Origin of the sequence: Pseudomonas sp. MIS38, assembly GCF_019891575.1 — a bacterium.
Classification (GTDB): domain Bacteria; phylum Pseudomonadota; class Gammaproteobacteria; order Pseudomonadales; family Pseudomonadaceae; genus Aquipseudomonas; species Aquipseudomonas putida_A.
The window spans coordinates 57233-82450 of the sequence record NZ_JAFLXF010000029.1 but is presented as its reverse complement, the minus strand read 5'-3'; the positions used below and the strand labels follow the sequence as shown (position 1 = coordinate 82450).

Here is a 25218-nt window from a genome sequence, read left to right as displayed (position 1 = left end):
ATTTCTCTATCTGTTATCTACTTTACAGATAAGCAGTCAAACACTGCCTTCGCTTTCGATCACCAGAATCCGCGCCGCGCCCTGCGGATGCGCCACGTGCTCGGTACCGACTGAGGCGTAGAAGATGTCCCCGACCTCAAGCAGCGCCTGCTTTTCTTCACCCTGTTCGCGATAACGCATCTGCACCTGACCATCGAGCACCACAAACACTTCCTCACCATCGTTGACGTGCCATTTGTAAGGCTGATCAGTCCAGTGCAGGCGCGTGGTGATGCCGTTCATGTTGGCAATGTCCAGCGCACCCCAGGCACGCTCGGCGGTGAACGACTTGCTGCGGATAATCTTCATCGATGTCCTATTCCTTGCGACGTGCCAAACCAGAAACCACAGCGACAAACAGCAGGCTGAAGCCCCATCCAGCAAGAATCTCGCACCACATCACAAATCGGACCCAACGCTTGCCACTGATAAAGAAGCTAAAAAACTCAAAAACCGGATTGGCTTTTGGTGTTTCAATCAGTGGAGCCCAGTCATTTTCCTGGTGCAGGTCAACCAGAGGCAGTAGTAGATCTAGTGAGAATGCGATCGGACTGAACCCGGTATATTCTTCACGCAGCTTCTCACATAAATACCAATTACCCGATCCCTTGAACGCATCTGGCAGCTCTGCCGGCGTGCGATAACTACTCTTTTTGAGCCACACCTGCTCCCGGTCCGGACGACAGGTGTCATAAGCTTCGTTTTGAAAAATCAGGGGATTACTGGGAGCAAATACTCCGAAACTGGCGGCACTCCAGTAGACCAATGTGCAAAATCCCCAAACCAGTGCGAACCATGGCAGCAGTAGCATCGGACGGTAGCCGAAGCCAGTCAGATAACCATAAAGAAAGTGCAAGAACTTCGCGGAGGCGGCGTAAAGCTTTCGAAAAGACGGGGACCAGGTACTCGGTGACTGACCAATGCGACCAGATTCACGCAAGCACTGCTCATACTCAATACCCACCTCTTTGGCTTCTTCGGTATGGCCAGTAGATTCAAGTACTTGCTGCAATTGGCGCCAGGGCTGAGGACGAAAATGCTCTTTGAATGTCATCGGTGACGTCTCGTCTTTTTCCAGACAGGCTTTCTGCTTTTTCAACCATGTCATGCGCTCACTGACTGGCATCGGTTTATGCACATCCACAGAGTCGTAGATAAAACCATTGAGAATCGGGCGCTCTCCCCATGAAGCAAGATCGTCATTGATGGTCGCGACGCTGGTTCCTAAAAACGAGATTTGCTTGGGAGCGGACTTGAGGTCGCGCAAATCGAGCCTCCCTTTCACTCTCATCTCATTTGCTCGTAGCTCCTGTATGGCAGCGCCATCAAACTCAACATTTCCTTCGACCTCCAAACCAGCTAGTTGCAGTCGCCCCTGGATTTCACAGTCTTGACTGAAAAGCGCGTTACCTCTGATAAAAGCGCGCTCAGCGGTCATCGCATGTGCATTTCCAATCGCAAAAAATTTCGAACGCCTACAGCTCAACTGGCCCGAGATCCTTGCACCCAGCAAATTAACAGTGCCTTTCGAAGTAAAGCCGTCCCGGAGAAAGACAGGACCATTGATACAAGCAAAATCCAAGTCGAGAGACTGTTCGTCATCAACAGTAAAACTTGCATTTACGCAATTGAATTGCCCGCCAATTACGGCAGACCTGAAACGTACCAAGCCCTTTGCAGAAAAGCCGCCATTAAGATAAACACCCGTACGTATTTCGGCAAAAGAGGCATCCAGGCACGACTCCCCCCCACCATCAAATTGTGAACCTAAACAAACCAGCCTGGCGGCAATTCGGGCCGAGCCGAGTTCGACAAGACCATTGGTAGAAGTTGATGAAAAGACCAGGCTGTCATTGACAACAATTCGTTCACCTAAAAAAGATTTGAGCGAGCAACCTTCAAATTTGAGCATACGTTCAAAGCTGGCGCCTCGGACATTGAGGTCCCGTTCAAACAAACAATTCTTAAAAGTGACCGGGGTGGTCACGCAAATGCCCGCTAAAAAAAGTGGCCCTTCGATAAAGGCACCTTGCAGGTAAAGATTCTCCCCAAGAAATGCTCCTTTGGAATACGTCAGGATCAGAGCGCGCAGGAAAGTTGCTCGTACAACATTCTCCGCAGTCGACGAGACGGGGAGCTCGTCAGTGATGGTGGCAATCACTCCCCGCTTGAAGCAATCCAGCAAGCGCTTCTCAGCAGGACGTAATCCACCCTTGCCATTCTGCAAGCGTCCCAGCAATTCGCCGATTTCATCCATTCTCGTTCACTCAAATCATTTCACTGCGAATAATGGTTCGCATGGTAGTGAACAGGCGTTTTGCCATCAAACAATTATTCACCCGCGGAAGGATTGAGGTTAATGCGCGAGACCAGAGGTTGACGCGAGATCAGAATCAGACCGCTTACTGAGAGAACCACCAATGCCAAGCCGTAACAGTCAGTAGTCGCCAGCAAACCAAAGCTGATAGTCAAATGCCCAGCCAGCAACGCCGGCAAACAGAACGCCAGATAACTCAGCGCGTAGTACGCCGACATCAAACCGGCCCGTTCATGCGGCAGGGCCAACGGCACCAGGCTGCGCACCGCGCCGAGGAAACCCGAGCCAAAGCCGCAACCGGCGACCAGTGTGCCGAGGAAAAACAGCGCCAGACTGGCGCTGTGCACGCCGAGCAAAATCAGCAGCACGCCGATAGGCAGCAGACTGGAGCCGATTTGCAGGGCTTTGCCGGCGGGACGATTGCGCAAAGTGAAAATCATCAGCGCCCCGGTCACGGTCAACGCCGAGACAGTCGCGCCGCCGATCAGGTTCGACGTCGAGCCCGTGGCGGTGCGCACCAGCGACGGTGCCAGTGAGGCAAAAAAGCCGCCGAGGGCCCAGGTTGCGGTGTTCAGCGGCAGCACACGCCATAAGGTCGAACGCGCCTGAACCGGCACATGCAGGGTTGGCCGCAGTGAAGCCCAGGCCCCGGATTGCGGGGTGACGCTTTCCGGCAGACGCCAGACATACACCGCCTGCAACACAAACAGCGCCAGCAGCAGCCAGTAAGTCAGTTGCAACGGCGCCGGGGCGAACTCGGCCAGCAAGCCGCAGCCCATGCTGCCCAGCGCCATGCCGAGCAACGGTGCGACGCTGTTGATCAATGGCCCTTGTTGGCGATCGGTGTCGAGCAGTGTGGCGCTCAAAACGGCGGTGGCCATGCCGGTGGCGAAACCTTGCAGCACGCGGGCGCTGATCAGCCAGGCAACACTGTCGGCGCTGATAAACAGCACCATCGCCAGCGCATTGAGCAGCACGGCAGTGAAAATCACTGGTTTGCGCCCCAGATGATCGGACAGCGAACCGACCGTCAACAGCGCCGCCAGCAGACTCAGGGCATACACGCCGAAAATCAGGGTCAGCACCGCTGCCGAGAAGTGCAGTTGATCCTGATACAGGTGATACAACGGCGTCGGCGCCGTGGAAGCGGCGAGAAAACTGAGTAAGGTGATCGCCAGAAAAATCAGGCTGCCACGGTTGGAAGCAAGGCTGGTCATGGGCACACTCCGCAAAAGCTAATTTTTTGCTTTTGCGGAGTGTGCTCTCGGCTTTGGCTTAAAGCAAATTCTTTGTGTTAAGGTCTGGCGCATGGCTATTAAAGAAGGTTTACGCCCCGGCGGCCGCAGTGCCCGGGTGCAAGAGTCGATTCATTCGGCAGTCCGCGCGCTTCTGCAAGAACAGGAGCGCAGCAGCGTGACCGTCCCGCAAATCGCTGCGCGCGCCGGGGTCACGCCGTCGACAATCTATCGGCGCTGGGGTGATCTGGCGGCGTTGCTCGCCGACGTCGCCCTCGCCCGCATGCGCCCTGACAGCGAACCGGCGGTGACCGGTGACCTGCGCGGTGATATCCGCGCCTGGGCCGAGCAATATCTGGACGAAATGAGTTCGGAGCCGGGGCGCAACATGATGCGCGACGTGCAGGCCAGCGCCACGCCGGGGTACTGCGTGACGATTCTTGGCGCGCAGTTGCAGACCATCATCGAGCGTCACCCTGACGAGCCGGCGCCGAGCGTTGATCATCTGATCAATCTGGTGGTGGCGCCGGTGGTGTTCCGGATCCTGTTTTCGGCGGCGGCGCTGGAGGTGGATGAGCTGCATCGGTTGATCGATATCGCGCTGAAACAGGACTGACGCCTTCGCGAGCAGGCTCACTCCTACAATTGGAATGCGTTCCACCTGTAGGAGTGAGCCTGCTCGCGAAGAGGCCCGACCAGTCACCTCAGAACCACCCGGTCTCAAACCTGCGACACCCCGCCACGCCACGACCTTGGTCGACACTGACTAACCGCCATACTCATGCGAGACTGTCCGCCCGGGCAGGACTGCCGGGGAGTCTTTTGTCGGGAGTGTTGCATGTCGCTGTCCACCGGGCTGATCGCCGCCGTCGCCCTGGCCTATATGGCCATCATGTTCGCCATCGCCTTCTACGGCGACCGTCGCAGCACACCGTTGCCGCCGCGGATGCGCGCGTGGGTGTACAGCCTGTCACTGGCGGTTTATTGCACCAGTTGGACGTTCTTCGGCGCCGTCGGCCAAGCCGCCGAACAGCTGTGGTCATTCCTGCCGATCTACCTCGGGCCGATCCTGTTGCTGCTGGGCGCGCCGTGGGTCCTGCAGAAAATGGTGATGATCAGCAAGCAGGAGAACATCACCTCGATTGCCGACTTCATCGCCGCGCGCTACGGCAAATCGCAATCGCTGGCGGTGGTGGTGGCGCTGATCTGCCTGGTTGGCGTCCTGCCCTATATCGCTCTGCAACTCAAAGGCATCGTCCTCGGCGTGAACCTGCTGATCGGCGCCGGGGCCGACGCCATGGGCACCCGCGCCCAGGACACCGCGCTGATCGTCTCGCTGGTACTGGCGCTGTTCACCATCGTCTTCGGTACGCGCAACCTCGATGCCACCGAGCACCACCGCGGCATGGTGCTGGCGATTGCGTTTGAATCGCTGGTCAAGCTGTTCGCCTTTCTTGCCGTTGGCGCGTTCGTGACCTACGGGCTGTACGACGGTTTTGACGACCTGTTCAATCAGGCGATGCTCGCGCCGCGCCTCGAGGAATACTGGAAGGAAACGATTAACTGGCCATCGATGGTGGTGCAGACCGGGGTGGCGATGATGGCGATCATTTGCCTGCCGCGGCAGTTTCACGTCACCGTGGTGGAGAACATCGACCCGCAGGACCTGCGTCTGGCCAAGTGGGTGTTCCCGGCTTATCTGGCGCTGGCCGCGCTGTTCGTGGTGCCGATCGCCCTCGCCGGGCAGATGATGCTGCCGAGCCACGTACTGCCCGACTCGTTCGTGATCAGCCTGCCGCTGGCCCAGGCCCATCCGGCCCTGGCGTTGCTGGCGTTCATCGGCGGCGCGTCGGCCGCCACCGGCATGGTGATCGTGGCCAGCGTAGCGCTGTCGACCATGGTTTCCAACGACATGCTCTTGCCGTGGTTGCTGCGCCGTAACAACGCCGAGCGCCCGTTCGAAGTGTTCCGTCAGTGGATGCTCTCGGTGCGCCGCGTGAGCATCGTGCTGATTCTGTTGCTGGCCTACGTCAGTTACCGCTTGCTCGGCTCCACCGCAAGCCTCGCAACCATCGGCCAGATCGCCTTCGCCGCCGTCACCCAACTGGCCCCGGCGATGCTCGGCGCGCTGTACTGGAAACAGGCCAACCGCCGTGGGGTGTTCGCCGGTCTGGCCGCCGGTACGTTCCTCTGGTTTTACACGCTGATCCTGCCGATTGCCGCCCACAGCCTCGGCTGGTCGCTGAGCACGTTCCCGGGCTTGGCGTGGCTGCACAGCAACCCGCTGAACCTGCCGATCACTCCGTTGACCCAAGGCGTGGTGCTGTCGCTGGCGGGCAACTTCACCTTGTTCGCCTGGGTCTCGGTTCTGTCGCGCACGCGGGTTTCGGAACACTGGCAGGCCGGGCGCTTCATTGGTCAGGAAATCAGCGCGCGGCCGAGTGCGCGCTCGATGCTCGCGGTGCAGATTGATGATTTGCTGCAACTGGCGGCACGCTTTGTCGGTGAAGAGCGCGCGCGACAGAGCTTCATTCGTTTCGCTTACCGCCAGGGCAAGGGCTTCAACCCGAACCAGAATGCTGACGGCGAATGGATCGCCCACACCGAACGTCTGCTGGCCGGTGTGCTCGGCGCTTCGTCGACGCGCGCGGTAGTAAAAGCCGCGATTGAAGGCCGGGAAATGCAGCTGGAGGACGTCGTCCGGATCGCTGACGAAGCCTCGGAAGTGCTGCAGTTCAACCGCGCCCTGCTGCAAGGCGCGATCGAGAACATCACCCAGGGCATCAGCGTGGTCGACCAGTCGCTGAAACTGGTGGCGTGGAACCGGCGTTATCTGGAGCTGTTCAACTACCCGGACGGCTTGATCAGCGTCGGCCGGCCGATTGCCGACATCATTCGCTACAACGCCGAACGCGGCCTGTGCGGCCCCGGCGAAGCGGAAGTCCACGTCGCCCGGCGCCTGCACTGGATGCGTCAGGGCCGCGCGCACACGTCCGAACGCCTGTTCCCCAATGGCCGGGTGATCGAGCTGATCGGCAACCCGATGCCCGGCGGCGGTTTCGTCATGAGTTTCACCGACATCACCGCGTTCCGCGAAGCCGAGCAGGCGCTGACCGAGGCCAACGAAGGCCTGGAACAACGGGTCAGCGAGCGTACGCAGGAGTTGTCACAGCTCAACGTCGCACTGACCGAAGCCAAGGGCCATGCCGAGGCCGCGAATCAGTCGAAAACCCGCTTCCTCGCCGCCGTCAGTCATGACCTGATGCAGCCGCTAAACGCCGCGCGCCTGTTCTCTGCCGCCCTCTCCCATCAGGACGACGGCTTGAGCAGCGAGGCGCAGAAACTGGTGCAACACCTCGACAGTTCGCTGCGTTCGGCAGAAGACCTGATCAGCGACCTGCTGGATATTTCCCGCCTGGAAAACGGCAAGATCAACCCGGATCGCAAGTCGTTCGCGCTCAATGAGCTGTTCGACACGCTCGGCGCCGAATTCAAGGCGCTGGCCCAGGAACAAGGCCTGAAGTTCCGTGTGCGCGGCAGCCAGTTGCGCATCGACAGCGACATCAAGCTGCTGCGACGGATCTTGCAGAACTTCCTCACCAACGCGTTCCGCTACGCCAAGGGCCCGGTGCTGCTGGGCGTACGCCGTCGCGGCAGTGAACTGTGTCTGGAAGTGTGGGATCGCGGACCGGGGATTCCGGAAGACAAACAACAAGTGATTTTCGAGGAGTTCAAGCGCCTCGATAGCCATCAGACCCGCGCCGAAAAAGGTCTTGGGCTGGGCCTGGCGATTGCCGACGGTTTATGTCGCGTGCTCGGCCACACCCTGCGCGTACGCTCGTGGCCGGGGCGCGGCAGCGTGTTCAGTGTCAGCGTACCGCTGGCCCGGGCGCAATCACTGCCGCAGAACGCCGCGGTGGAGTTGAACGGCAAGTTGCTCAGCGGCGCGCAGGTGCTGTGCATCGACAATGAAGACAGCATTCTGATTGGCATGAACAGCCTGCTGAGCCGTTGGGGCTGTCAGGTGTGGACGGCGCGCAATCGCGAGGAATGCGCGGCGCTGCTCAACGATGGCGTACGACCGCAACTGGCACTGGTCGACTATCACCTCGACCACGGCGATACCGGAACCGAGCTGATGGCGTGGCTGCGCACCACGTTAGGCGAGCCGGTGCCGGGGGTGGTGATCAGCGCCGATGGCCGCCCGGAGACGGTGGCGCAGGTGCATGCGGCAGGGCTGGATTATCTGGCCAAACCGGTGAAACCGGCGGCGTTGCGGGCGTTGTTGAGTCGGTATGTGCCGTTGTAACCGTTCGACTTGAGTGTTGCAGCGCTACCGCTGACGCCTTCGCGAGCAAGCCCGCTCCCACCTTTGGAATGCATTTCACTGTGGGAGCGAGCCTGCTCGCGAAGCTCTTCGGGTTATTCCGGGAGCTCGACCAGCCCATCGACATCGGTCATCGCCCGCTCCAGCAGATCCGCCGGCAGGCTCTTGCTGGCCCGCGCGCCGAGCAATTTGAGCTGCTCACTGCGGCTGACCAGGTTGCCGCGCCCTTCCGTGAGTTTGTTGCGCGCCGAGCTGTAGGCCTTGTCCAGCTGTTGCAGGCGATTGCCGACTTCGTCCAGATCCTGAATGAACAGCACGAACTTGTCGTACAGCCAGCCGGCACGCTCGGCGATTTCCCGCGCGTTCTGGCTTTGCCGCTCCTGCTTCCACAGGCTGTCGATCACCCGTAACGTCGCCAACAACGTGGTCGGACTGACGATCACGATGTTGCGGTCGAACGCTTCCTGGAACAGCGCCGGCTCGGCTTGCAGGGCGGCAGAAAACGCCGCTTCGATCGGCACGAACAGCAAGACGAAATCGAGGCTGTGCAGGCCTTCCAGACGCTTGTAATCCTTGCCGGCGAGGCCCTTGACGTGACTGCGCAGAGACAGCACGTGCTGCTTGATCGCGATCTGGCCGAGGGTGTCGTCTTCGGCGGCTACGTACTGCTGATACGCCGTGAGGCTGACCTTGGAGTCGACCACCACCTGCTTGTCGCCCGGCAGGTAAATGATCACATCCGGCTGGAAGCGCTCGCCGTCCGGCCCCTTGAGGTTGACCTGAGTCTGGTACTCGCGGCCCTTCTCCAGACCCGCGTGTTCCAGCACCCGCTCAAGAATCAGCTCACCCCAGTTGCCCTGGGTCTTCTGGCCTTTGAGGGCGCGGGTCAGGTTGGTCGCTTCGTCGCTCAGGCGCAGATTCAGCGCTTGCAGACGCTCCAGCTCCTTGGCCAGCGAGAAGCGTTCGCGGGCTTCGGCCTGATAGCTTTCTTCCACGCGTTTTTCGAAGGATTGGATGCGTTCTTTCAGCGGATCGAGCAACTGCCCGAGGCGCTGTTGACTGGTCTCGGCAAAACGCTGTTCACGTTCATCGAAGATCTTCCCTGCCAGCTCGGCGAATTGCGCGCGCAGCTCATCGCGCGAGCCTTGCAGGTCGTTGAGGCGTTGTTGATGGCTTTCCTGTTGCTCGCGCAGTTCGGCGTTGAGCGACGCGGCCTGTGCGTCGAGACGCCGCAATTCGGCCTCTTTGTTGGCACGCTCGATGTTCCAGGCGTGGGAAGCGTCACGGGCATCATCGCGCTCGATCTGCAGCAGCTCGACTTCGCGGCGCAGGGCCGCCAGCTCCGCCTGTTTGGCGGCATTGGCCTGGCCGAGGTCGACGATTTCATCGCGGCTGGCTTCAATTTGGGCGTTGAGCCCGTCCTGCGCCAGTTGCGCCATGGCCAGACGCTCTTCGAGCAAGGCGACCTCGGCTTGCCGATCACTGGCCCGCCGTTGCAGTTGCCAGGCCAGCGCCAGCAGCGGCAATCCCGCGCCCGCCAGACCCAGCAACACGCTGGTCAAGTCCATAGCCATAGCCACTCCTGCCGATTCGATAAAGCCTGAAGGTTAACCAAGGCGTGGGGCGTTGGACAGCTCAGTCTTCGAGCAGACCGAGTTCCCGTTGTGCACGACGGTCGCCAGCGCGGGCGGCCTGGCGCAGCAGATCCTGCCCGATGCGCCGATCACGGGCATTGCCGCACTCGCGGCACATCAATTGGCCGAGACGACTTTGCGCGGCGACCACGCCTTCGCGCGCCGGTTGCTTGAGCAGACGCCCCGCCAGATGCTTGGCATTACGGCTATCGCCCAGGCGCGGGCTGTCGAGCAGCCATTCGGCCACACGCACGGAAAATCGCTTGGGAGGGGTAACACGAGGGTGTTCGGAGGTAACAGAGTCTGATACTGAGCGAAACTTCATAAAACACTGTGGGACAGATCGGAAGGCGCGCCACTCTACTCTCTTTTTCGTACAGGTAAAGTCGAAAAAAACCCGGCACGCCCGTCCTAGAGCAAGCGCTAGGGACAATCCACAGAAGCTGTGGATAACTCAGTGGACAACCGCTCCCGAACCTCCGCAAAGCCTTGTGGAATGGGGCTCGCAGTCAAACTGACGATTTTTTCACCAACAAAAAAAGACGATATTTTTCATTGACTTAAACTTTTGATACAGGCAGCCATCGGGGTCAGGATTGATATGACAGCAAGGTTACCGTCTGCGCAACTAATGTGCACAAGTACCTGTTACCCGGTTATATCGATGCGCTTTTTTGGCCCGTTTTGCGCCTCGGACTGGGGATAAGCGGGTTGGCGCTGGGCATGGCTGCACGCTTTTGTGGCGACGGATGGTTTCTCGCGAGCAGGCTCGCTCCTACAATCGGCCCCGTTCTCCTGTGGGAGCGAGCCTGCTCGCGAAGGGGCCAGCCCGGTCCCCCGTGATCCGCGCCACCGACCGAAATCTTTTTTTGCCGCCGGGTTTGCATTGCCCAGGACGTTCCGTTACTATCCGCGGCGTTAGTACCAAGCTGAAAGTCAATTCCGGTCGAACACATCCCCACGGTCAATCTTCTTCCCAGAAGCCCTTCACCGAAAAAAGCGGGAACGACCCCTCGATGGTTTCCAGGTAAATCTTGCGCCGACACTGCCTTTGAATGAATGCAAAGGGTGTTGCGAAGACCACTTACTCTGACCGAACCAGCCTGCAAATTGATCAGGATCTTCACCCCGGGCCCAGAACCTTTGCCCTCGATGTGTTGCCTGTCCTCCTAAGTACCTACCTGCCAGCCCAAGCGCGCCAACTTATCAGCGCTTCAAACTGGCTGCTTTGTTCCAGTCGGGTTCTTTGTTCGACCAATGGTGGTCGACATTACTGGAACGTTTTAACGTTGCACGGTTCTTATCCGTGTCATTTGTAGGAACACCTAATAACTATGTCTACTCAAATCCAGACTCAGGATGCCATTCGCACCCTAACCAACGCTTTTGCCCCAATGAACTGCCTGATCATGGCCGCTCGCAAAGGCTGCTTCAGCTTCACCGTGGTCAATGAACACGGGATCGCTCGCCACAGCGAGCGTCTGTACCCCGATCAATACTCCAGCGCCGAACCGCTGCAGGCCATTATTGATCGTACGCGTCAGGCATTGATTGCCTGAGAGCCGAAAAGGCTGCAAAAGCAAAAGCCCCGCACAAAATGCGGGGTTTTTTATTGCCCGATATTTCGCTTTTAGCCCTTCAGGCCTAAGCACCTTCGGATATAACGCCTGTGGCTCGCTGCCGGAAATATTTTAAAAACAGGCCTTTACGTCGCGAATATGACACTACACTTCAACTCAAGCGGCTTGATCCGCTTTCGGCGAGCCTGAGTCGATCCACCGCTGCCAAGGCCCCTTCAGGTATCGCCGCCCAATTACAAGATCCGAGGGTTTTATGGGTATCGCTGCCAGCGAACTGTGCCGCTATGTGATCCGTCCCACACTGATTTATCTGGGACGCCACTGCGCAACTGCCGAATCCCTGCTGCTGGGCATTGCCGCCAGCCAGTCCGCCCTCGGTTCCGCCCTGCATGACCGCCGTGGCCACGGCCTCTACCGGATTGCCGAGCACCGCCACCAGGCCCTTTGGGATCACTATCTGGCACTCGATCCGGAGCGTGCGAGCCTGGTTCGCGGCCTCGCCAGCCAACATGCTTTTTTGAGCGGCCCGCACCTGGAATTGACCGTCAACCTGCGTTACGCCACCGCCATCGCCTGGCTGCTGGTAGAAGAACAACACACCACCCTCCCCGCCCCGGACGATCTGCTGGGCATGGCGCGAATCTGGCGTCAGACCTTCCAGCCGCAAGGTCGTCTGCGCGACTTCACCTACGCCTGGCAAACCTGTGTTTCACCGGTGAATCAGGTCGCGTGTTGACTGGCGAGTTTCAGAAGATCGCTCAACAGGTCGCGAATCTGGTCGGATTGTCCTACAAAACCGCTCTAACTCAAGCCATACGGACTATAGCGCTGGGACGAAAATGTTGGTAATTTTCGCCCCGGTGATCACCAGGAGTTCTAATAATGAAAAAAGTCATGCTCAAAACCACCCTTAGCCTCGCCGTTACCATGGCATCCACCCAGATCTTCGCAGCTGGCTTTGCCATCAACGAACACAGCATCAGCGGGATGGGCACTGGTTACGCTGGGCGATCCTCTTCTGCCGACGACGCAAGCACTGTTTATGGCAACCCTGCCGGCATGTCGCGCATCACGCGCGAACAAGTCACCGGCGGTGTTGCATTCCTCGATGCCAAGACCGATATCAGCGACGCCAGCTCCAGCCCTAACGGCGGCAGCAACAAAGGCGACATGGTGCCCTTCACCTCCGTACCTATGGGCTTCTACGTCAAACCGATCGATGAGCATTGGGCATTCGGCCTCGGCGTGTACGTGCCGTTCGGTCTGATTACCGACTACGAAAAAGGCTTTGGCGGCCGTTACTTCGGCAGCAAGTCCGAAGTCCAGGTCATCACCTTCCAGCCGACCGTCAGCTACAAGTTCAACGACGTGGTGTCGATCGGTTTCGGCCCGACCATCAACCGCATCGACGGCACCCTCGAGTCCAACCTCTCGGTGACTCAGCTGGCGCCGGACGGCAAGGTCAAGATCAAGGGTGACGACACCGCGCTGGGCTACAACATCGGCGTACTGGTACAGGCCACCGACACCACTCGCCTGGGTCTGACCTACCACTCGAAAGTCGACTACAAGCTCGAAGGCAACACCAAGGTCAACTACGGCGCACTGGCTGCAGTCGGTCTGGGCGCCAGCCAGAAGTACGACGCTTCGCTGAAGATCACCACACCTGAATCCGTGGACTTCTCGGTTACTCAAGCGATCAACGACCGCTGGAACGTCTATGCCGGTTCGACCTGGACCCGCTGGAGCCAGTTGAAGAAGATCACCGTTGAAAACTCGGGCGTACAGCCGCTGCTGGCCGGTCAGTTTGGCGAGATCACCGAAGACCAGAACTGGCACGACTCCTGGGCTTACGCCGTGGGTACTTCGTACCAACTGAACAAGGAATGGGTACTGCGTACCGGTCTGACCTTCGATCAGTCGCCGACCAACAACGTCGACCGTTCGCCACGCATTCCTACTGGCGACCGCACGATCTTCAGCATCGGTGCCGGCTGGAGCCCGACCGAAGACCTGACCATCGACGTGGCTTACTCGTACCTGAAGGAAGAGTCGGTCAAGATCCACAACCAGAACGATCGTGGCCAGACCTACGATGCCAAGTATGAAAACTCGGCAAACGGTTTCGGTGTTGGCGCTACTTACCGCTTCTGATGCTGCACGGCGAGGCTAAACCCTCGCCCACAGAAAAGCCCCGCTCTCTTTACAGAAAGCGGGGCTTTTTTGTGCCTATTCAAATACCACAGATCAAATGTGGGAGCGGGCTGGCTCGCGAATGCGGTCTGACATCCAGAACAAGTGCTGAATGATCCGCAGCCTTCGCGAGCAAGCCCGCTCCCACAAAAAGCGTGTGTTATCAGTTGAGCGGTTTTGAGGCGATGGCCTTTTCAACCGCCGCAATAAACTCCGGATCATCCGGTTTGGTCAGACTGGAGAAATTCGCGATCACCTTGCCCTGACGATCAATCACGTACTTGTAGAAATTCCACTTCGGCGCGCTGCTCTGCTCGGCCAGCACCTTGAACAGGTGAGTAGCATCGTCGCCACGGACTTTCTGCGGCTCGGTCATGGTGAAGGTCACGCCGTAATTGGCGTAGCAGACCTTGGCGGTTTCGGCGCTGTCCTTGGACTCCTGCTTGAAGTCATTGGACGGTACGCCGAGCATTTCCAGGCCTTGCGCCTTGTAGTGCTGATTGAGCGCTTCGAGGCCCTCGAACTGTGGGGCGAAGCCACAGAAACTGGCGGTATTGACCACCACCAGCGGCTTGCCGGCGTAGCGCTGGCACAGATCGACGGATTCCTTGGCGCGCAACTTGGGCAACGAACCTTGCAGCGCCTCCGGACAGTCAGCGGCCTGGGCCAGTCCGGTCAACGCCATCAGCAACGCGGGTACAGCACACCAGCGCATGAACATGTCGGCATCCTTGATGCGGTTATCAGACATCGACGTTACTCGCCCTCCAAGCCTACAAGCAAGCACCCATGCCCAACTGCATCAACGCCAGCCCGCCCTGATGCCAGCCCCACCACACCAGCGCCAGCAACAGCGCGCCGAGTGCGATGAAGGCGATTCGCGGCCAGGAACGCTTCATACGGCGCCGACAGCCGGTTGCAGACGCGCCACCGGACGCTCGCGCACCGGCCAGTTCAGCGCAGCCGCCAGCAGGCTCAAGAGAATCGCCACTTGCCAGATCAAGTCATAACTCCCGGTACGGTCATACACCACCCCACCCAGCCAGCCGCCGAGGAACGAGCCGAGTTGATGAAAGAGGAACACGATACCGCCGAGCATGGACAGGTTACGCACGCCAAACAAGGTCGCCACCGTGCCGTTGGTCAACGGCACCGTCGACAGCCAGAGGAAGCCCATGGCCATGCCGAACAGGTACGCCGAGGTCGTCGTCACCGGCAGCCACAGAAACAGCACGATCACCACCGCACGCAGCAGATACAACGCCGTCAGCAGACGCGGCTTGGACATGCGCCCGCCGAGCCAGCCGGCGGTGTAAGTACCGAAGATATTGAACAGCCCGATCAGCGCCAGCACTGTGGTGCCGACGGTTGCCGGCAGATGCTGATCAACCAGATAGGCCGGCAGATGCACGCCAATGAACACCACTTGGAAGCCGCAGACGAAAAATCCGAACGCCAGTAACCAGAACCCGGAATGCGAGCAGGCTTCGCGTAGCGCTTCAGACAGGGTCTGCTCATGACCGAACACCGGCAGCGGCTTGTCCTTGAGCATGCTCACCAACGGCACGATCAGCGCCACCAGCAAACCGAGTACCAACAGCGCCGCCGACCAGCCGAGCCAGCCGATCAAACCCAGCGTGCCCGGCAACATCGCAAACTGGCCGAACGAACCGGCAGCACTGGCGATGCCCATGCCCATGCTACGTTTTTCCGGCGGCACCGCACGACCGACCACGCCGAGAATCACCGAGAACGACGTACCGGACAGACCGATACCGATCAACAGACCGGCACTCAGCGACAGGGTCAGCGCCGAATCGGACAGCCCCATGCACACCAGGCCCCCGGCATACAGCACGCCGCCGACCAGCACCACTTTCGCCGCACCGAAACGGTCAGCCAGGGCGCCAGTGAACGGCTGCGCCAGACCCCAGATCAGGTTCTGCAAGGCGATGGCGAAGGCAAACACTTCGCGCCCCCAGCCGAACTGCGCACTCATCGGCGACAGGAACAGACCGAAGCCGTGCCGCACGCCCAATGACAACGCCAGAATCAGCGCACTTCCCAGCAACACCCAACCGCACGTACGCCACATCGATGTCATTGTTATTCTCCGTTCGCGGGTATATACCCGCTTAAAACCGGAAAAACCGGCCTTCAGGCCAGTTCATCCAACAGTCGCAGCAAGGTTTCACGCTTCTCGGCGCCCAGACGATCGATCAATCGCTGTTGCGCCGCTTCCCAGGCCGGCAGCGCCGCCGCGAGGCGTTGTGCACCGGTTTCGGTGAGCCGGACGATGCGATTGCGCATGTCCTCGCCCTCGGCCAGCGCCACCAGGCCCTCGCCTTCGAGCACCCGCAGGTTGCGCCCCAGGGTGCTGCGATCCAGACCCATGGCTTCGGCCAGTTCCGAGATGCTCGGTTGATCCAGACGCTGCAGGTTGCACAGCAAAGAATACTGGGCAACGTTGATCCCGAAGCCGTCGAGAGCGCCGTCGTAATGCCTGCTGACGCCACGAGCGGCGCGACGCAGGTTGGTGCACAAACACTGAGAAGGAAGCATGATGCGTGTATATACCCGCGACTGTGTTAAATCAAGTTACATGTAGTGATTCAAGAACATTTCCGGCGCCTGACGGGTCGCCTTCGCGAGCAAGCCCGCTCCCACAGGGGAATGCATTCCAAATGTGGGAGCGAGCTTGCTCGCGAAGGGGCCAGCACGGTTACATATATGGCTCAGACCAACACCACCCCAACCAACACCACCATCTCCAGCAATTCCAGCAACGCCCCCGCCGTATCGCCCGTAGTCCCGCCCAACCGCCGCACCATCACCCGCCGCAGCCAGACAAACCCGACGAACGCGACAACCAGCGCAACAATCGCTTTCACCCCGGCAATCAGCAAACACGCCAGCACACTCGCCCCGAGCACCCACCAACCAGCTCTACGCGGCAAATGATCAGCCAACGCCTGCCCCAACCCACCCGCGCGCACATACGGCGTGGTCAGAAACAGCCCCAGCAGCGCCGCCCGCCCCAGCAACGGCACGATGATCAACATCACCGCATCCCCCTGCTCGACCAGCGCCAGCAACGCGCAGAACTTCAGCAGCAACACCAACACCAGCGTCACCACGGCAATCGGCCCGCTGCGCGGATCCTTCATGATCGTCAGCGTGCGCTCGCGATCACCGAAACCGCCAAGCCAGGCATCGGCGCTGTCGGCCAGTCCGTCGAGGTGCAGCGCGCCGCTGAGCAGCACCCACACCGTCAGCAACAGCGCCGCATGCAGCAACAACGGTGCGCCGGCCAACGCCAGGTTGAATGCCCAGAGGATCCCTCCGAACAGCAACCCCACCAGCGGATAAAACAACAGCGAACGCCCGAGCTGTTGCGGCTCCGGCATCCCCGGCAGACGAATCGGCAAACTACTGAGAAATTGCAGGGCGATCCACAGTGGCAGCATCTCAGTGACCTTCCTTGAGCGAACCATCGGCTTCAACGGTCAGGGAAAACAATGAAGCATGCGCGACTTCGACATTGAGCAACTGCTCACGCGGCAAACCTCGCGCCTGCGCCAGCAACAGACGCATCACGCCGCCATGACTGATCAACAAAACGCGTTCACCGGCATTGGCCTGATGCAACCGCGCAACCGCGCCCAGCACGCGAGCCGCAAAATCGCTGACCGGCTCACCCTGCGGCGGGGTGAAGGCATAGGGATCAGCCCAGAACAGCCCCAGCGCTTCGGCATCAGTCTCCATCAACGCCGCTGCGCTCTGGCCTTCCCAGGCACCGAAGTGCAGTTCCTGCAGATCCTTGTCCAACTGCACCGGCAGATTCAGTTGTTCGCCCAGCTCTGCAGCGAACCGCGCGCAACGCTGCAGCGGCGAACTGATCAGCCGGTCCCACGGCCCGCCCACCAGCACCGCGGCACGCATCTGTGCCCAGCCCTTTTCGGTGAGCGCATCATCGAGACTGCCGCGCAAACCGCCGCCCAGCTCAGTCTCACCGTGGCGCAGCAGGTCCAGACGCAAGGTCATGCCGGACGATCCGCCACCGCGGCTTCGGCGAACGTCGCCATCTGCCCGTGAAGGTCACAGGCCAGACGCAACAGCGGCACGGCCAATGCCGCGCCGCTGCCCTCGCCCAGACGCAGGCCGAGCTCCAGCAACGGTTCGGCGTTAAGTGTTTCCAGCACATGGCGATGGCCCGGCTCGGCCCCACGATGACCGAACAGCAGCCACTCGCGGCAGGCCGGATTCAGCCGCACCGCGACCAACGCGGCGACCGTGCAGATAAAGCCGTCGACCAGCACCGCGACGCCTTCCTGCGCACAGGCCAGGTACGCGCCGACCAGTGCGGCGATTTCAAACCCGCCGAGGTTGAACAGGGTTTGCAGCGCATCGCCGCGCTGTGCTGCGTGCAGCGCCAGTGCGCGCTCGATCACTTGCGCTTTATGGCTGACGCCCTCGGCATTCAACCCGGTACCGGGACCGGTCAGGTGCACCACCGGGCAATCGAGCAAGGCACACGCCAGCGCACTGGCGGCAGTGGTGTTGCCGATGCCCATTTCGCCACCGATGAACAACTCTGAACCAACGGCTTTGGCGCGCAGCACGCTGTCGCGACCGGCCTGCAAGGCGAGTTCGCCCTGTGCCTGGGTCATCGCCGCGCCCTTGGCGAAATTCGCCGTGCCCGGGCCGATGTTCAGATGACGCACGCCCGGCAGATTCAACGTCGGTGTCACGGTGCCCAGATCGACCACTTCCAGCTGTGCATCGAGCTGCCGCGCCAGCACGCTGATCGCCGCGCCGCCGCTGACGAAGTTGAGCAACATCTGCCCGGTGACTTCCTGCGGGAACGCGGAAACGCCTTCCGCGACCACCCCATGATCGCCGGCAAAAATTGCGATCCAGACTTGGTCGAGCGTCGGTTTGATCTGCCCCTGCAATCCGGCCAGTTGCACCGCCACGGTTTCGAGGCGACCGAGGGAGCCAGCCGGTTTGGTCAGTTGCTGTTGGCGCGCCGCCGCCTGTTCAACGATATCGGCATTCACGGATTGGCACGGGTTCAACCACCACGCTTGGGTCATAACGCAGGTCCTTTCAGGGTCAGGGGCAGGCCGGCGACGGTCAGGACGACTCGCTGACAACGCTCGGCCAGAGCTTGATGCAGCCAACCGGCTTCATCGACGTAGCGGCGAGTCAATTCGCCCAGCGGCACGACACCCATTCCGGTCTCGTTGCTGACAAAAATGATTTCCCCCGGCAATGACGCCAGGCAGTTCAGCAGGGCTTCACGTTCAGCGGCGAGACGCGCGGCGTCATCGAGCATCAGCTGATTGGTCAGCCACAGGGTCAGGCAGTCGACCAGCAGGCAACGCTCGGCACTGGCGTTTTCACGCAGGACGCGGGCCAGCTCCAGCGGTTCTTCGATCAACGCCCATTCGGCCGGACGCCGGGCGCGGTGATGGGCGACGCGTTCGTTCATCTCACCGTCCAGCGGCTGGCTGGTGGCGATGTAAGTGACCGCCAGATGGCTGTCGCTGGCGAGTTTTTCCGCCAGGCGACTTTTGCCGGAGCGGGCGCCGCCGAGGATCAGTTGGAGCATGGGGACATCCTGAAAATTATGTGTTGAGGCAATCGCCCTCTTCGCGGGCAAGCCCGCTCCCACAGTGACCGCAGTGGCTGAAACACCTCACTCCCCTGTGGAGGATGGAGATGTCCTGTCATTTATGTATTGAGGCACCGGCCCCTTCGCGAGCAAGCCCGCTCCCACATGGGAATGCGTTCCAAAGTGGGAGCGAGCCTGCTCGCGAAGAGGCCGTAACAGCCAGCCTAAATCCCGCAGAGCTGACGCAGCAGCCCGGTATCCAGATGCTGCTCCACCAGATCCGCCAACCGCTCGATATCGCGCTCGCGCAAGCCGTGGTAATCCACCTCCTGCACATCGCTCAACCCGGCCCAGCGCAGCAACGCGGCACTGGCTTGCGGTGATTCAAACAAGCCGTGCAGATAAGTGCCGAACACCTGCCCGTCCAGACTCTGCGCGCCGTCGCAACGACCGTCATCCAGATGCACCGCCGCGTTCTCCAGCGCCGGCCCCAGCGTCACGCCCGCATGGATTTCATAGCCACTGACCTCGGCGTTTTCCAGCGCCAGATGCCCACGGACATTGCGCAACTGCTTCTCGGCTTCCAGCGCGGTTTCGAACGCCAGCAAACCGAGGCCGGCACTGGAACCCGGCGCGCCTTCGAGGCCCAGCGGATCGTGCACTTGCTCGCCGAGCATTTGCAGACCGCCGCAGATCCCTAGCAACTTGCCGCCATAGCGCAAGTGCCGATTAATCGCCGCGTCCCAGCCGTTGGCGCGCAGATACGCGAGGTCGCTGCGCACGCTTTTCGAGCCGGGCAGGATGATCAGGTCGGCGGCAGGGATCGCCTGCCCCGAGCCGATGAATTGCAGATCGACCTGCGGATGCAAACGCAGCGGATCAAAGTCAGTGTGATTGCTGATGCGCGGCAGCACCGGCACCACCACTTTCAGCACTTGCTCGGCCTTGTCGGTCTGGCGCTGGTCGATGCCGTCCTCGGCTTCCAGGTGCAGATCCATCACGTACGGCAGCACGCCCACCACCGGTTTGCCGGTGCGCTGTTCCAGCCAGTCGAGGCCCGGTTGCAGCAAGGCGATGTCACCGCGAAAACGATTGATGATGAAACCTTTGACCCGTGCCTGTTCGCTCGGCGAAAGCAACTCCAGCGTGCCGACCAGATGCGCAAAAACGCCGCCGCGATTGATGTCGGCGATCAGCAGCACCGGGCAATCCACCGCTTCGGCAAAGCCCATGTTGGCAATGTCCCCGGCACGGAGATTGATCTCGGCCGGCGAGCCAGCGCCTTCGACCATCACCAGCGGATACGCCGCGCTGAGCCGCTGGTGCGACGCGAGCACCGCTTGCATGGCGATGGCTTTGTAGTCGTGATACGCCACCGCGTTCATGCTGGTGACCGCGCGGCCATGGATGATTACCTGCGCGCCGGTGTCGCTGTTGGGCTTGAGCAACACCGGGTTCATGTCGGTGTGCGGTTCGAGATGCGCGGCTTGCGCCTGCACCGCTTGAGCCCGGCCGATCTCGCCGCCGTCGGCGGTCACCGCGCTGTTGAGCGCCATGTTCTGCGGTTTGAACGGCACCACCGCCACGCCCTGACGGGTGGCCCAGCGGCACAGCGCCGTCACCAGCGTGCTTTTACCGGCGTCGGACGTGGTGCCTTGCACCATCAGCGTGGTCATTTCGATTCCTTGGCAAAGGCTTGCAGCGCCTGTTCGAGACGCGCTTCTTCAGCGGCGTTGGCAGGCAGGCCAAAACGCAGGCTGCTGTTATGGGTGAAGATGCGCAGGAGGATGCCGCGTCGGGCCATGAACTCGTGCAGCGCAGGCGCGTGCTCGGTGATCAGCCACTGAAACAACGCGCAACCGCCCTGAGGTTTGAAGCCATAGCGCTCCAGCAACAACGCGAGGCGCTCACTGGCTTCATCGCTGCGAATGCGTTGCCGGGTGTGCGCTTCGGTGTCTTGCAGGCAAGCCTGACCGAGCACCCGCGTCGGCCCGCTGACCGCCCAGGGCCCGACCTGTTCCGCGAGTAATCTGAGCAGTTTGCGCTCGGCCAGCACAAAGCCCAGACGCACCCCCGCCAGACCGAAAAACTTGCCGAACGAGCGCAACACGATCAGGCCAACTTGATGGGTATGCGACGCCAGACTCAGCTGCGGTGTGTTATCCATGAACGCTTCATCGACCACCAGCCAGCCGCCACGCTGGGCCAGCCGAGCGTGCCAGTCGAGCAGCCGCGCCGGGGTCAGGCTCAGACCCGTGGGGTTGTTCGGATTGACCACCACCAGCACGTCGAGGCTGTCGAGAAAGAACTCGACTTCCTGCTCCAGCACTTCGCGCACGATGTAACCACTGCGACGCCAGGCTTCGGCGTGCTCGGCATAACACGGCGACAACACACCGACCTTGCCGGCGCGGCGCAAACGCGGCAGCAATTGGATCGCCATCTGCGAACCGGCCACCGGCAGCACCTGCGAAGCGCCGTAGTAATCACACGCGGCCTGTTCCAGCCCGTCGTCGGTTTCCGGCAAGCGTGCCCAGGCGCGCAGCGGAATCTCCGGCACCGCAAACGGCCACGGCGCGAGGCCGCTGGATAAGTCGAGCCAGTCGGCCTCGGCAATCCCGTAATCGAGTGCAGCCTTGCGCAGCCGGCCACCGTGCTCAAGCATAGAATTCAGCCCCCACGCAGAGAATCAGCAGCCATAACCATACCCCGCGCTGGACCAATTGCCAGCCGCGATCAATCGAATCGGCATCGGCCGGCGCACCTTCGCCCAGTTGCGGACGCTCATGCAGTTCGCCGTGATAGATCGCCGGCCCGCCCAGTTCGACATTCAATGCACCGGCACCGGCCGCCATCACCGGACCGGCATTCGGGCTGTCCCATTGCGGGCCCTGGCTGCGCCAGCATTTCCAGGCGAGCCGAGTGTTGCCCAGCAGCGCGTAGGTCAGCGCCACCAGCCGGGCCGGAATATAGTTGAGCACGTCGTCGATTTTTGCCGCGCACCAGCCGAAGCGCTCGAAGCGTTCGTTGCGATAGCCCCACATCGCGTCGAGCGTATTGCTCAGGCGATAGAGCACCACGCCCGGCGCGCCGGCCACGACAAACCAGAACAGCGCGGCGAACACCGCGTCACTGCCGTTCTCCAGTACCGACTCGGTGGCCGCGCGCGCAACAGCGGTGCTGTCCAGTTCGCTGGTCTGGCGGCTGACCAGATAGCCAACACGCTTGCGCGCTTCTTCCAGATCATCGGCGCGCAAGGCGGCGGCTACCGGCGCGACATGCTCACCGAGGCTGCGCATGCCGAGGGCGCAATACAGCGCCAGAATCTCGACGATCCAGCCCACGTACGGTGCCCAGGAAAACGCGGTGGCGAGCAAGGTCAGCGGCAGCACCGCGATCACCCACGCGGTGACCCCGTGACTGCGCCAGCCGCGCCCGCCTGCATTGAAACGGCGCTCGATGCGTCCGGCAAAATTGCCGAACGCCACCAGCGGATGCCAGCGTTTCGGTTCACCCAGCAGCGCATCCAGCGCGACCGCGGCGACACTCAACAACGCCACACTCATTGACTCACTCCCCAATAATTTTCGTACAGCAACTCATTGAGCGGCCGCGCCTGCGCCCACCCTTCGAGTACCAGCATCGGCGCCGGATAGAATGCCTTGACCGGCCCCAGGCACAACACCGCCAACGGCTTGGCCCCGGCCGGCAACTGCAGCAGATCGGCCAGTGCCTGCGGTTCGAACAGCGACACCCAGCCCATGCCCAGTCCTTCGGCACGGGACGCCAGCCACAGATTCTGAATCGCGCAGGACAGCGAGGCCATGTCCATTTCCGGCAGCGTGCGACGGCCGAAAATGTGTTTTTCACGATCGTCCATCAGCGCCGCCACCAGCACTTCGGCGCAGTCGTTGATGCCTTCGACCTTGAGCTTCATGAACTCATCGCTGCGCTCGCCGAGGGCTTCAGCGGTGCGGATGCGTTCTTCTTCGACGAGGTTCTGGATCTGCCCGCGCAAGGCGCGATCGCTGATGCGGATGAAACGCCATGGCTGCATCAGACCGACGCTGGGCGCCTGATGCGCGGCTTCCAGCAGACGGCGCAGCAGCTCCGGCTCGACCGTGCCGCCGGTGAAGTGGCGCATGTCGCGGCGTTCGGCGATGGCTTTATAGACCGCTGTGCGCTCGGCCTCAGTGTATGCGTTGTCGCTCATGGCCTCTTCGCGAGCAAGCCCGCTCCCACAGGGGTTAGGTGATCCAATGTGGGAGCGAGCTTGCTCGCGAAGGCGGCCTTGAGGTCTGGCGCAAATAATGCGGCAATCGCAGTCGGATTCGACGGAAAGTAGAAATGCACGTACGACGCCGTCATCCGCCCTTCCCGATAAACCGCCTCGGCCCCGCGCCCGCCATTCGGGCTGATGCCCCGGGCAATCGGGGTCAGTTCGGTGCTGGTCAGGGAATGGTGATAGGTATGCCCACGCAGCGAGCCCTCTGGCAGATCCACCGCTTGCAGTGCCAGTGCCGCCAGACGTTTTTGCATCACCGCCTCACCGCGCAGCAGCCCGACCAGTTCGGCGCGGGTGCCGTCGACATCGGTCAACGCGTCGAGCAGATAGAGCATGCCGCCGCACTCGGCGAGCAGTGGTTTGCCAGCGGCGTGGTGCGCACGGATTGCATCGAGCATTGCCACGTTTTGCGATAGCGCGACATGGTGCAATTCCGGATAACCGCCGGGCAGATACAGACTGTCGGTCTCGGGCAATTGCGTATCGCGGATCGGCGAGAAGAAACTCAACTCGGCGCCCATCGCCCGTAGCAGGTCGAGACTGGCGCCGTAGGTGAAGGCAAAGGCCTCATCGCGAGCGACAGCAATGCGCACGCCGTCGAGCAGCGGTTCAGCGTTGATCATTTCAGGCGCGGCGAACTCCACGGCCGGTGGCAGCGCTACCTCGCAACTGCTGGCCAGCGCTTCGGCGGCGGCGTCGAGACGCAGGTCGAGGTCATTCAGTTCACTGGCCTGCACCAGGCCGAGATGGCGGCTCGGCAACTCGATCCCGGTCTCGCGGGACAGCGCGCCGTACCAGCGCAAACCTTCGGTGAGGCTGCCTTCGAGCAATTGCGCATGACGCAAAGTGCCGACACGGTTGGCCAGCACGCCGGCAAAAGGCAAATCCGGCTGGTAACGCGCCAGCCCCAACGCCAATGCGCCGAAGGTCTGGGCCATGGCGGTGCCGTCGATCACGCCGAGTACCGGCACGCCGAAATGCCGCGCCAGATCGGCGCTGGACGGCGTGCCGTCGAACAGGCCCATCACACCTTCGATCAGGATCAGATCGGCTTCGGCGGCGGCTTCCCATAACAGACGGCGGCTTTCCTGCTCGCCGACCATCCACATGTCCAGTTGATACACCGGCGCACCGCTGGCGCGCTCGAGAATCATCGGGTCGAGGAAGTCCGGGCCGCACTTGAACACGCGCACCTTGCGCCCTTGGTTACGATGTAAGCGAGCGAGCGCGGCGGTGACGGTGGTCTTGCCCTGACCGGAGGCCGGCGCGGCAATCAGTACCGCCGGGCAGTGACGTGGTTGATTCAAAGTTCGACGCCTTTCTGCGCTTTGATGCCGGCCTGGAAGGCGTGTTTGAGCATGCCCATTTCGGTAACGGTATCGCCCATCTCGATCATTTCCGGCTTGGCCGCGCGACCGGTGACGATCACGTGTTGCATCGGCGGACGCGCCTGCAAGTCACTGAGCACTCGATCCAGATCGAGGTAGCCGTGCTTGAGGGCGATGTTCAGTTCGTCCAGCACCACCAGGCCGATCGACGGATCACGCAGCAGCTCGTGGGACACTTCCCACGCGGCTTCGGCGGCGGCGATGTCACGCTGGCGATCCTGGGTTTCCCAGGTGAAGCCCTCGCCCATCACGTGAAAGCGCACTTGCTCGGGGAAACGGCGGAAGAACAGTTCTTCGCCCGTGCTGTTGCGGCCTTTGATGAACTGCACCACGCCGCACTGCATGCCGTGGCCCATGGCGCGGGCGAGCATGCCGAACGCCGAGCTGCTTTTGCCTTTGCCATTGCCGGTGAGCACCAGCACCAGACCGCATTCGTCAGGCGAATTGGCGATGCGTTCGTCGATCACGGCTTTTTTGCGCTGCATACGCGCCAGATGGCGTTCGTCGCGCTCGGGGGAATCGGTCATGGGGGAGCTCTCCGTTGAGGCTGGATAACGGCGGGCAGGCACAAGAATAGACGGCAAAAAGCCTGGCATCGCCCAC

24 protein-coding genes are annotated in these 25218 nt (G+C 61.2%); 5 read left to right on the top strand and 19 right to left on the bottom strand.

What is annotated here, in order from left to right:
• Positions 1–36 precede the first annotated feature (36 nt).
• The 3 genes from J1G18_RS25670 to J1G18_RS25660 form a co-directional block, all read right to left on the bottom strand.
• Entirely contained in the window at positions 37–348 is a 312-nt protein-coding gene (locus J1G18_RS25670) for a cupin domain-containing protein (protein WP_097087529.1), read from the bottom strand.
• A 7-nt stretch (positions 349–355) separates the two neighbouring features.
• Positions 356–2296: a membrane-associated oxidoreductase gene (locus tag J1G18_RS28155; RefSeq protein WP_246881846.1), complete on the bottom strand. Its 1941-nt coding sequence runs from the start codon at positions 2294–2296 to the stop codon at positions 356–358.
• A 74-nt stretch (positions 2297–2370) separates the two neighbouring features.
• Positions 2371–3573 (bottom strand): MFS transporter, encoded by a 1203-nt coding sequence (locus tag J1G18_RS25660; RefSeq protein ID WP_223009075.1) that lies wholly within the window; start codon positions 3571–3573, stop codon positions 2371–2373.
• Between the two features lie 91 nt (positions 3574–3664).
• Between J1G18_RS25660 and J1G18_RS25655 the strand changes: the two genes are divergently transcribed.
• Together J1G18_RS25655 and J1G18_RS25650 are read left to right on the top strand one after the other, a co-directional pair.
• A complete protein-coding gene (locus J1G18_RS25655) occupies positions 3665–4207 on the top strand; it encodes a TetR/AcrR family transcriptional regulator (RefSeq protein ID WP_098967895.1) in 543 nt (180 codons plus the stop codon).
• A 222-nt stretch (positions 4208–4429) separates the two neighbouring features.
• Positions 4430–7900 (top strand): PAS domain-containing hybrid sensor histidine kinase/response regulator, encoded by a 3471-nt coding sequence (locus J1G18_RS25650; RefSeq protein WP_134785800.1) that lies wholly within the window; start codon positions 4430–4432, stop codon positions 7898–7900.
• 113 nt (positions 7901–8013) lie between these two features.
• Here J1G18_RS25650 and rmuC read toward each other — a convergent pair whose 3' ends face one another.
• Both rmuC and J1G18_RS25640 read right to left on the bottom strand, forming a co-directional pair.
• A complete protein-coding gene (gene rmuC / locus J1G18_RS25645) occupies positions 8014–9378 on the bottom strand; it encodes a DNA recombination protein RmuC (protein ID WP_223009083.1) in 1365 nt (454 codons plus the stop codon).
• Positions 9379–9553: 175 nt separating this feature from the next.
• Positions 9554–9877 (bottom strand): sel1 repeat family protein, encoded by a 324-nt coding sequence (locus J1G18_RS25640; RefSeq protein ID WP_081730279.1) that lies wholly within the window; start codon positions 9875–9877, stop codon positions 9554–9556.
• 1009 nt (positions 9878–10886) lie between these two features.
• Here J1G18_RS25640 and J1G18_RS25635 point away from each other — a divergent pair.
• From J1G18_RS25635 to J1G18_RS25625, 3 genes are all read left to right on the top strand, one after another.
• On the top strand, positions 10887–11111 hold the full coding sequence (locus J1G18_RS25635; RefSeq protein WP_007962908.1) for a hypothetical protein: 225 nt from the start codon (positions 10887–10889) through the stop codon (positions 11109–11111).
• 274 nt (positions 11112–11385) lie between these two features.
• Entirely contained in the window at positions 11386–11868 is a 483-nt protein-coding gene (locus J1G18_RS25630) for a hypothetical protein (RefSeq protein WP_096797718.1), read from the top strand.
• A gap of 146 nt (positions 11869–12014) precedes the next feature.
• Positions 12015–13286, top strand: a complete 1272-nt coding sequence (locus J1G18_RS25625) for an OmpP1/FadL family transporter (protein WP_098967892.1) — start codon at positions 12015–12017, stop codon at positions 13284–13286.
• Between the two features lie 202 nt (positions 13287–13488).
• Here J1G18_RS25625 and J1G18_RS25620 read toward each other — a convergent pair whose 3' ends face one another.
• The 14 genes from J1G18_RS25620 to cobO form a co-directional block, all read right to left on the bottom strand.
• On the bottom strand, positions 13489–14046 hold the full coding sequence (locus tag J1G18_RS25620; RefSeq protein WP_003223074.1) for a glutathione peroxidase: 558 nt from the start codon (positions 14044–14046) through the stop codon (positions 13489–13491).
• A 52-nt stretch (positions 14047–14098) separates the two neighbouring features.
• On the bottom strand, positions 14099–14224 hold the full coding sequence (locus tag J1G18_RS28150; RefSeq protein WP_256616859.1) for a hypothetical protein: 126 nt from the start codon (positions 14222–14224) through the stop codon (positions 14099–14101).
• Positions 14221–15429: an MFS transporter gene (locus tag J1G18_RS25615; protein ID WP_098967891.1), complete on the bottom strand. Its 1209-nt coding sequence runs from the start codon at positions 15427–15429 to the stop codon at positions 14221–14223. The genes J1G18_RS28150 and J1G18_RS25615 overlap by 4 nt, the downstream gene beginning before the upstream one ends.
• Positions 15430–15482: 53 nt before the next feature.
• Positions 15483–15887, bottom strand: coding sequence for a MarR family winged helix-turn-helix transcriptional regulator (locus tag J1G18_RS25610; RefSeq protein WP_007950413.1), 405 nt, complete (start codon positions 15885–15887; stop codon positions 15483–15485).
• Between the two features lie 173 nt (positions 15888–16060).
• The gene (locus J1G18_RS25605; RefSeq protein ID WP_098967890.1) at positions 16061–16792 is read right to left on the bottom strand and encodes an adenosylcobinamide-GDP ribazoletransferase; all 732 of its coding nucleotides are present in this window, start codon (positions 16790–16792) and stop codon (positions 16061–16063) included.
• Between the two features lies 1 nt (position 16793).
• On the bottom strand, positions 16794–17369 hold the full coding sequence (cobC, locus tag J1G18_RS25600) for an alpha-ribazole phosphatase family protein (RefSeq protein ID WP_098967889.1): 576 nt from the start codon (positions 17367–17369) through the stop codon (positions 16794–16796).
• Positions 17366–18421, bottom strand: coding sequence for a nicotinate-nucleotide--dimethylbenzimidazole phosphoribosyltransferase (gene cobT / locus J1G18_RS25595; RefSeq protein WP_223009072.1), 1056 nt, complete (start codon positions 18419–18421; stop codon positions 17366–17368). The genes cobC and cobT overlap by 4 nt, the downstream gene beginning before the upstream one ends.
• Positions 18418–18939, bottom strand: a complete 522-nt coding sequence (cobU, locus tag J1G18_RS25590) for a bifunctional adenosylcobinamide kinase/adenosylcobinamide-phosphate guanylyltransferase (protein ID WP_223009070.1) — start codon at positions 18937–18939, stop codon at positions 18418–18420. The genes cobT and cobU overlap by 4 nt, the downstream gene beginning before the upstream one ends.
• Before the next feature lie 227 nt (positions 18940–19166).
• Positions 19167–20618 (bottom strand): cobyric acid synthase, encoded by a 1452-nt coding sequence (locus tag J1G18_RS25585; RefSeq protein ID WP_223009067.1) that lies wholly within the window; start codon positions 20616–20618, stop codon positions 19167–19169.
• On the bottom strand, positions 20615–21607 hold the full coding sequence (cobD, locus tag J1G18_RS25580) for a threonine-phosphate decarboxylase CobD (RefSeq protein ID WP_098967885.1): 993 nt from the start codon (positions 21605–21607) through the stop codon (positions 20615–20617). Before cobD ends, J1G18_RS25585 begins: the two co-directional genes overlap by 4 nt.
• Positions 21600–22508 carry an adenosylcobinamide-phosphate synthase CbiB gene (gene cbiB, locus J1G18_RS25575; protein ID WP_134785789.1) on the bottom strand — a complete coding sequence of 303 codons (909 nt, stop codon included), beginning with the start codon at positions 22506–22508 and terminating at the stop codon, positions 21600–21602. The genes cobD and cbiB overlap by 8 nt, the downstream gene beginning before the upstream one ends.
• Positions 22505–23155: a 5,6-dimethylbenzimidazole synthase gene (gene bluB, locus J1G18_RS25570; protein ID WP_098967883.1), complete on the bottom strand. Its 651-nt coding sequence runs from the start codon at positions 23153–23155 to the stop codon at positions 22505–22507. The genes cbiB and bluB overlap by 4 nt, the downstream gene beginning before the upstream one ends.
• Positions 23152–24534 (bottom strand): cobyrinate a,c-diamide synthase, encoded by a 1383-nt coding sequence (locus J1G18_RS25565; RefSeq protein WP_223009065.1) that lies wholly within the window; start codon positions 24532–24534, stop codon positions 23152–23154. The genes bluB and J1G18_RS25565 overlap by 4 nt, the downstream gene beginning before the upstream one ends.
• On the bottom strand, positions 24531–25142 hold the full coding sequence (gene cobO / locus J1G18_RS25560; RefSeq protein WP_223009062.1) for a cob(I)yrinic acid a,c-diamide adenosyltransferase: 612 nt from the start codon (positions 25140–25142) through the stop codon (positions 24531–24533). Before cobO ends, J1G18_RS25565 begins: the two co-directional genes overlap by 4 nt.
• Positions 25143–25218: the final 76 nt, after the last annotated feature.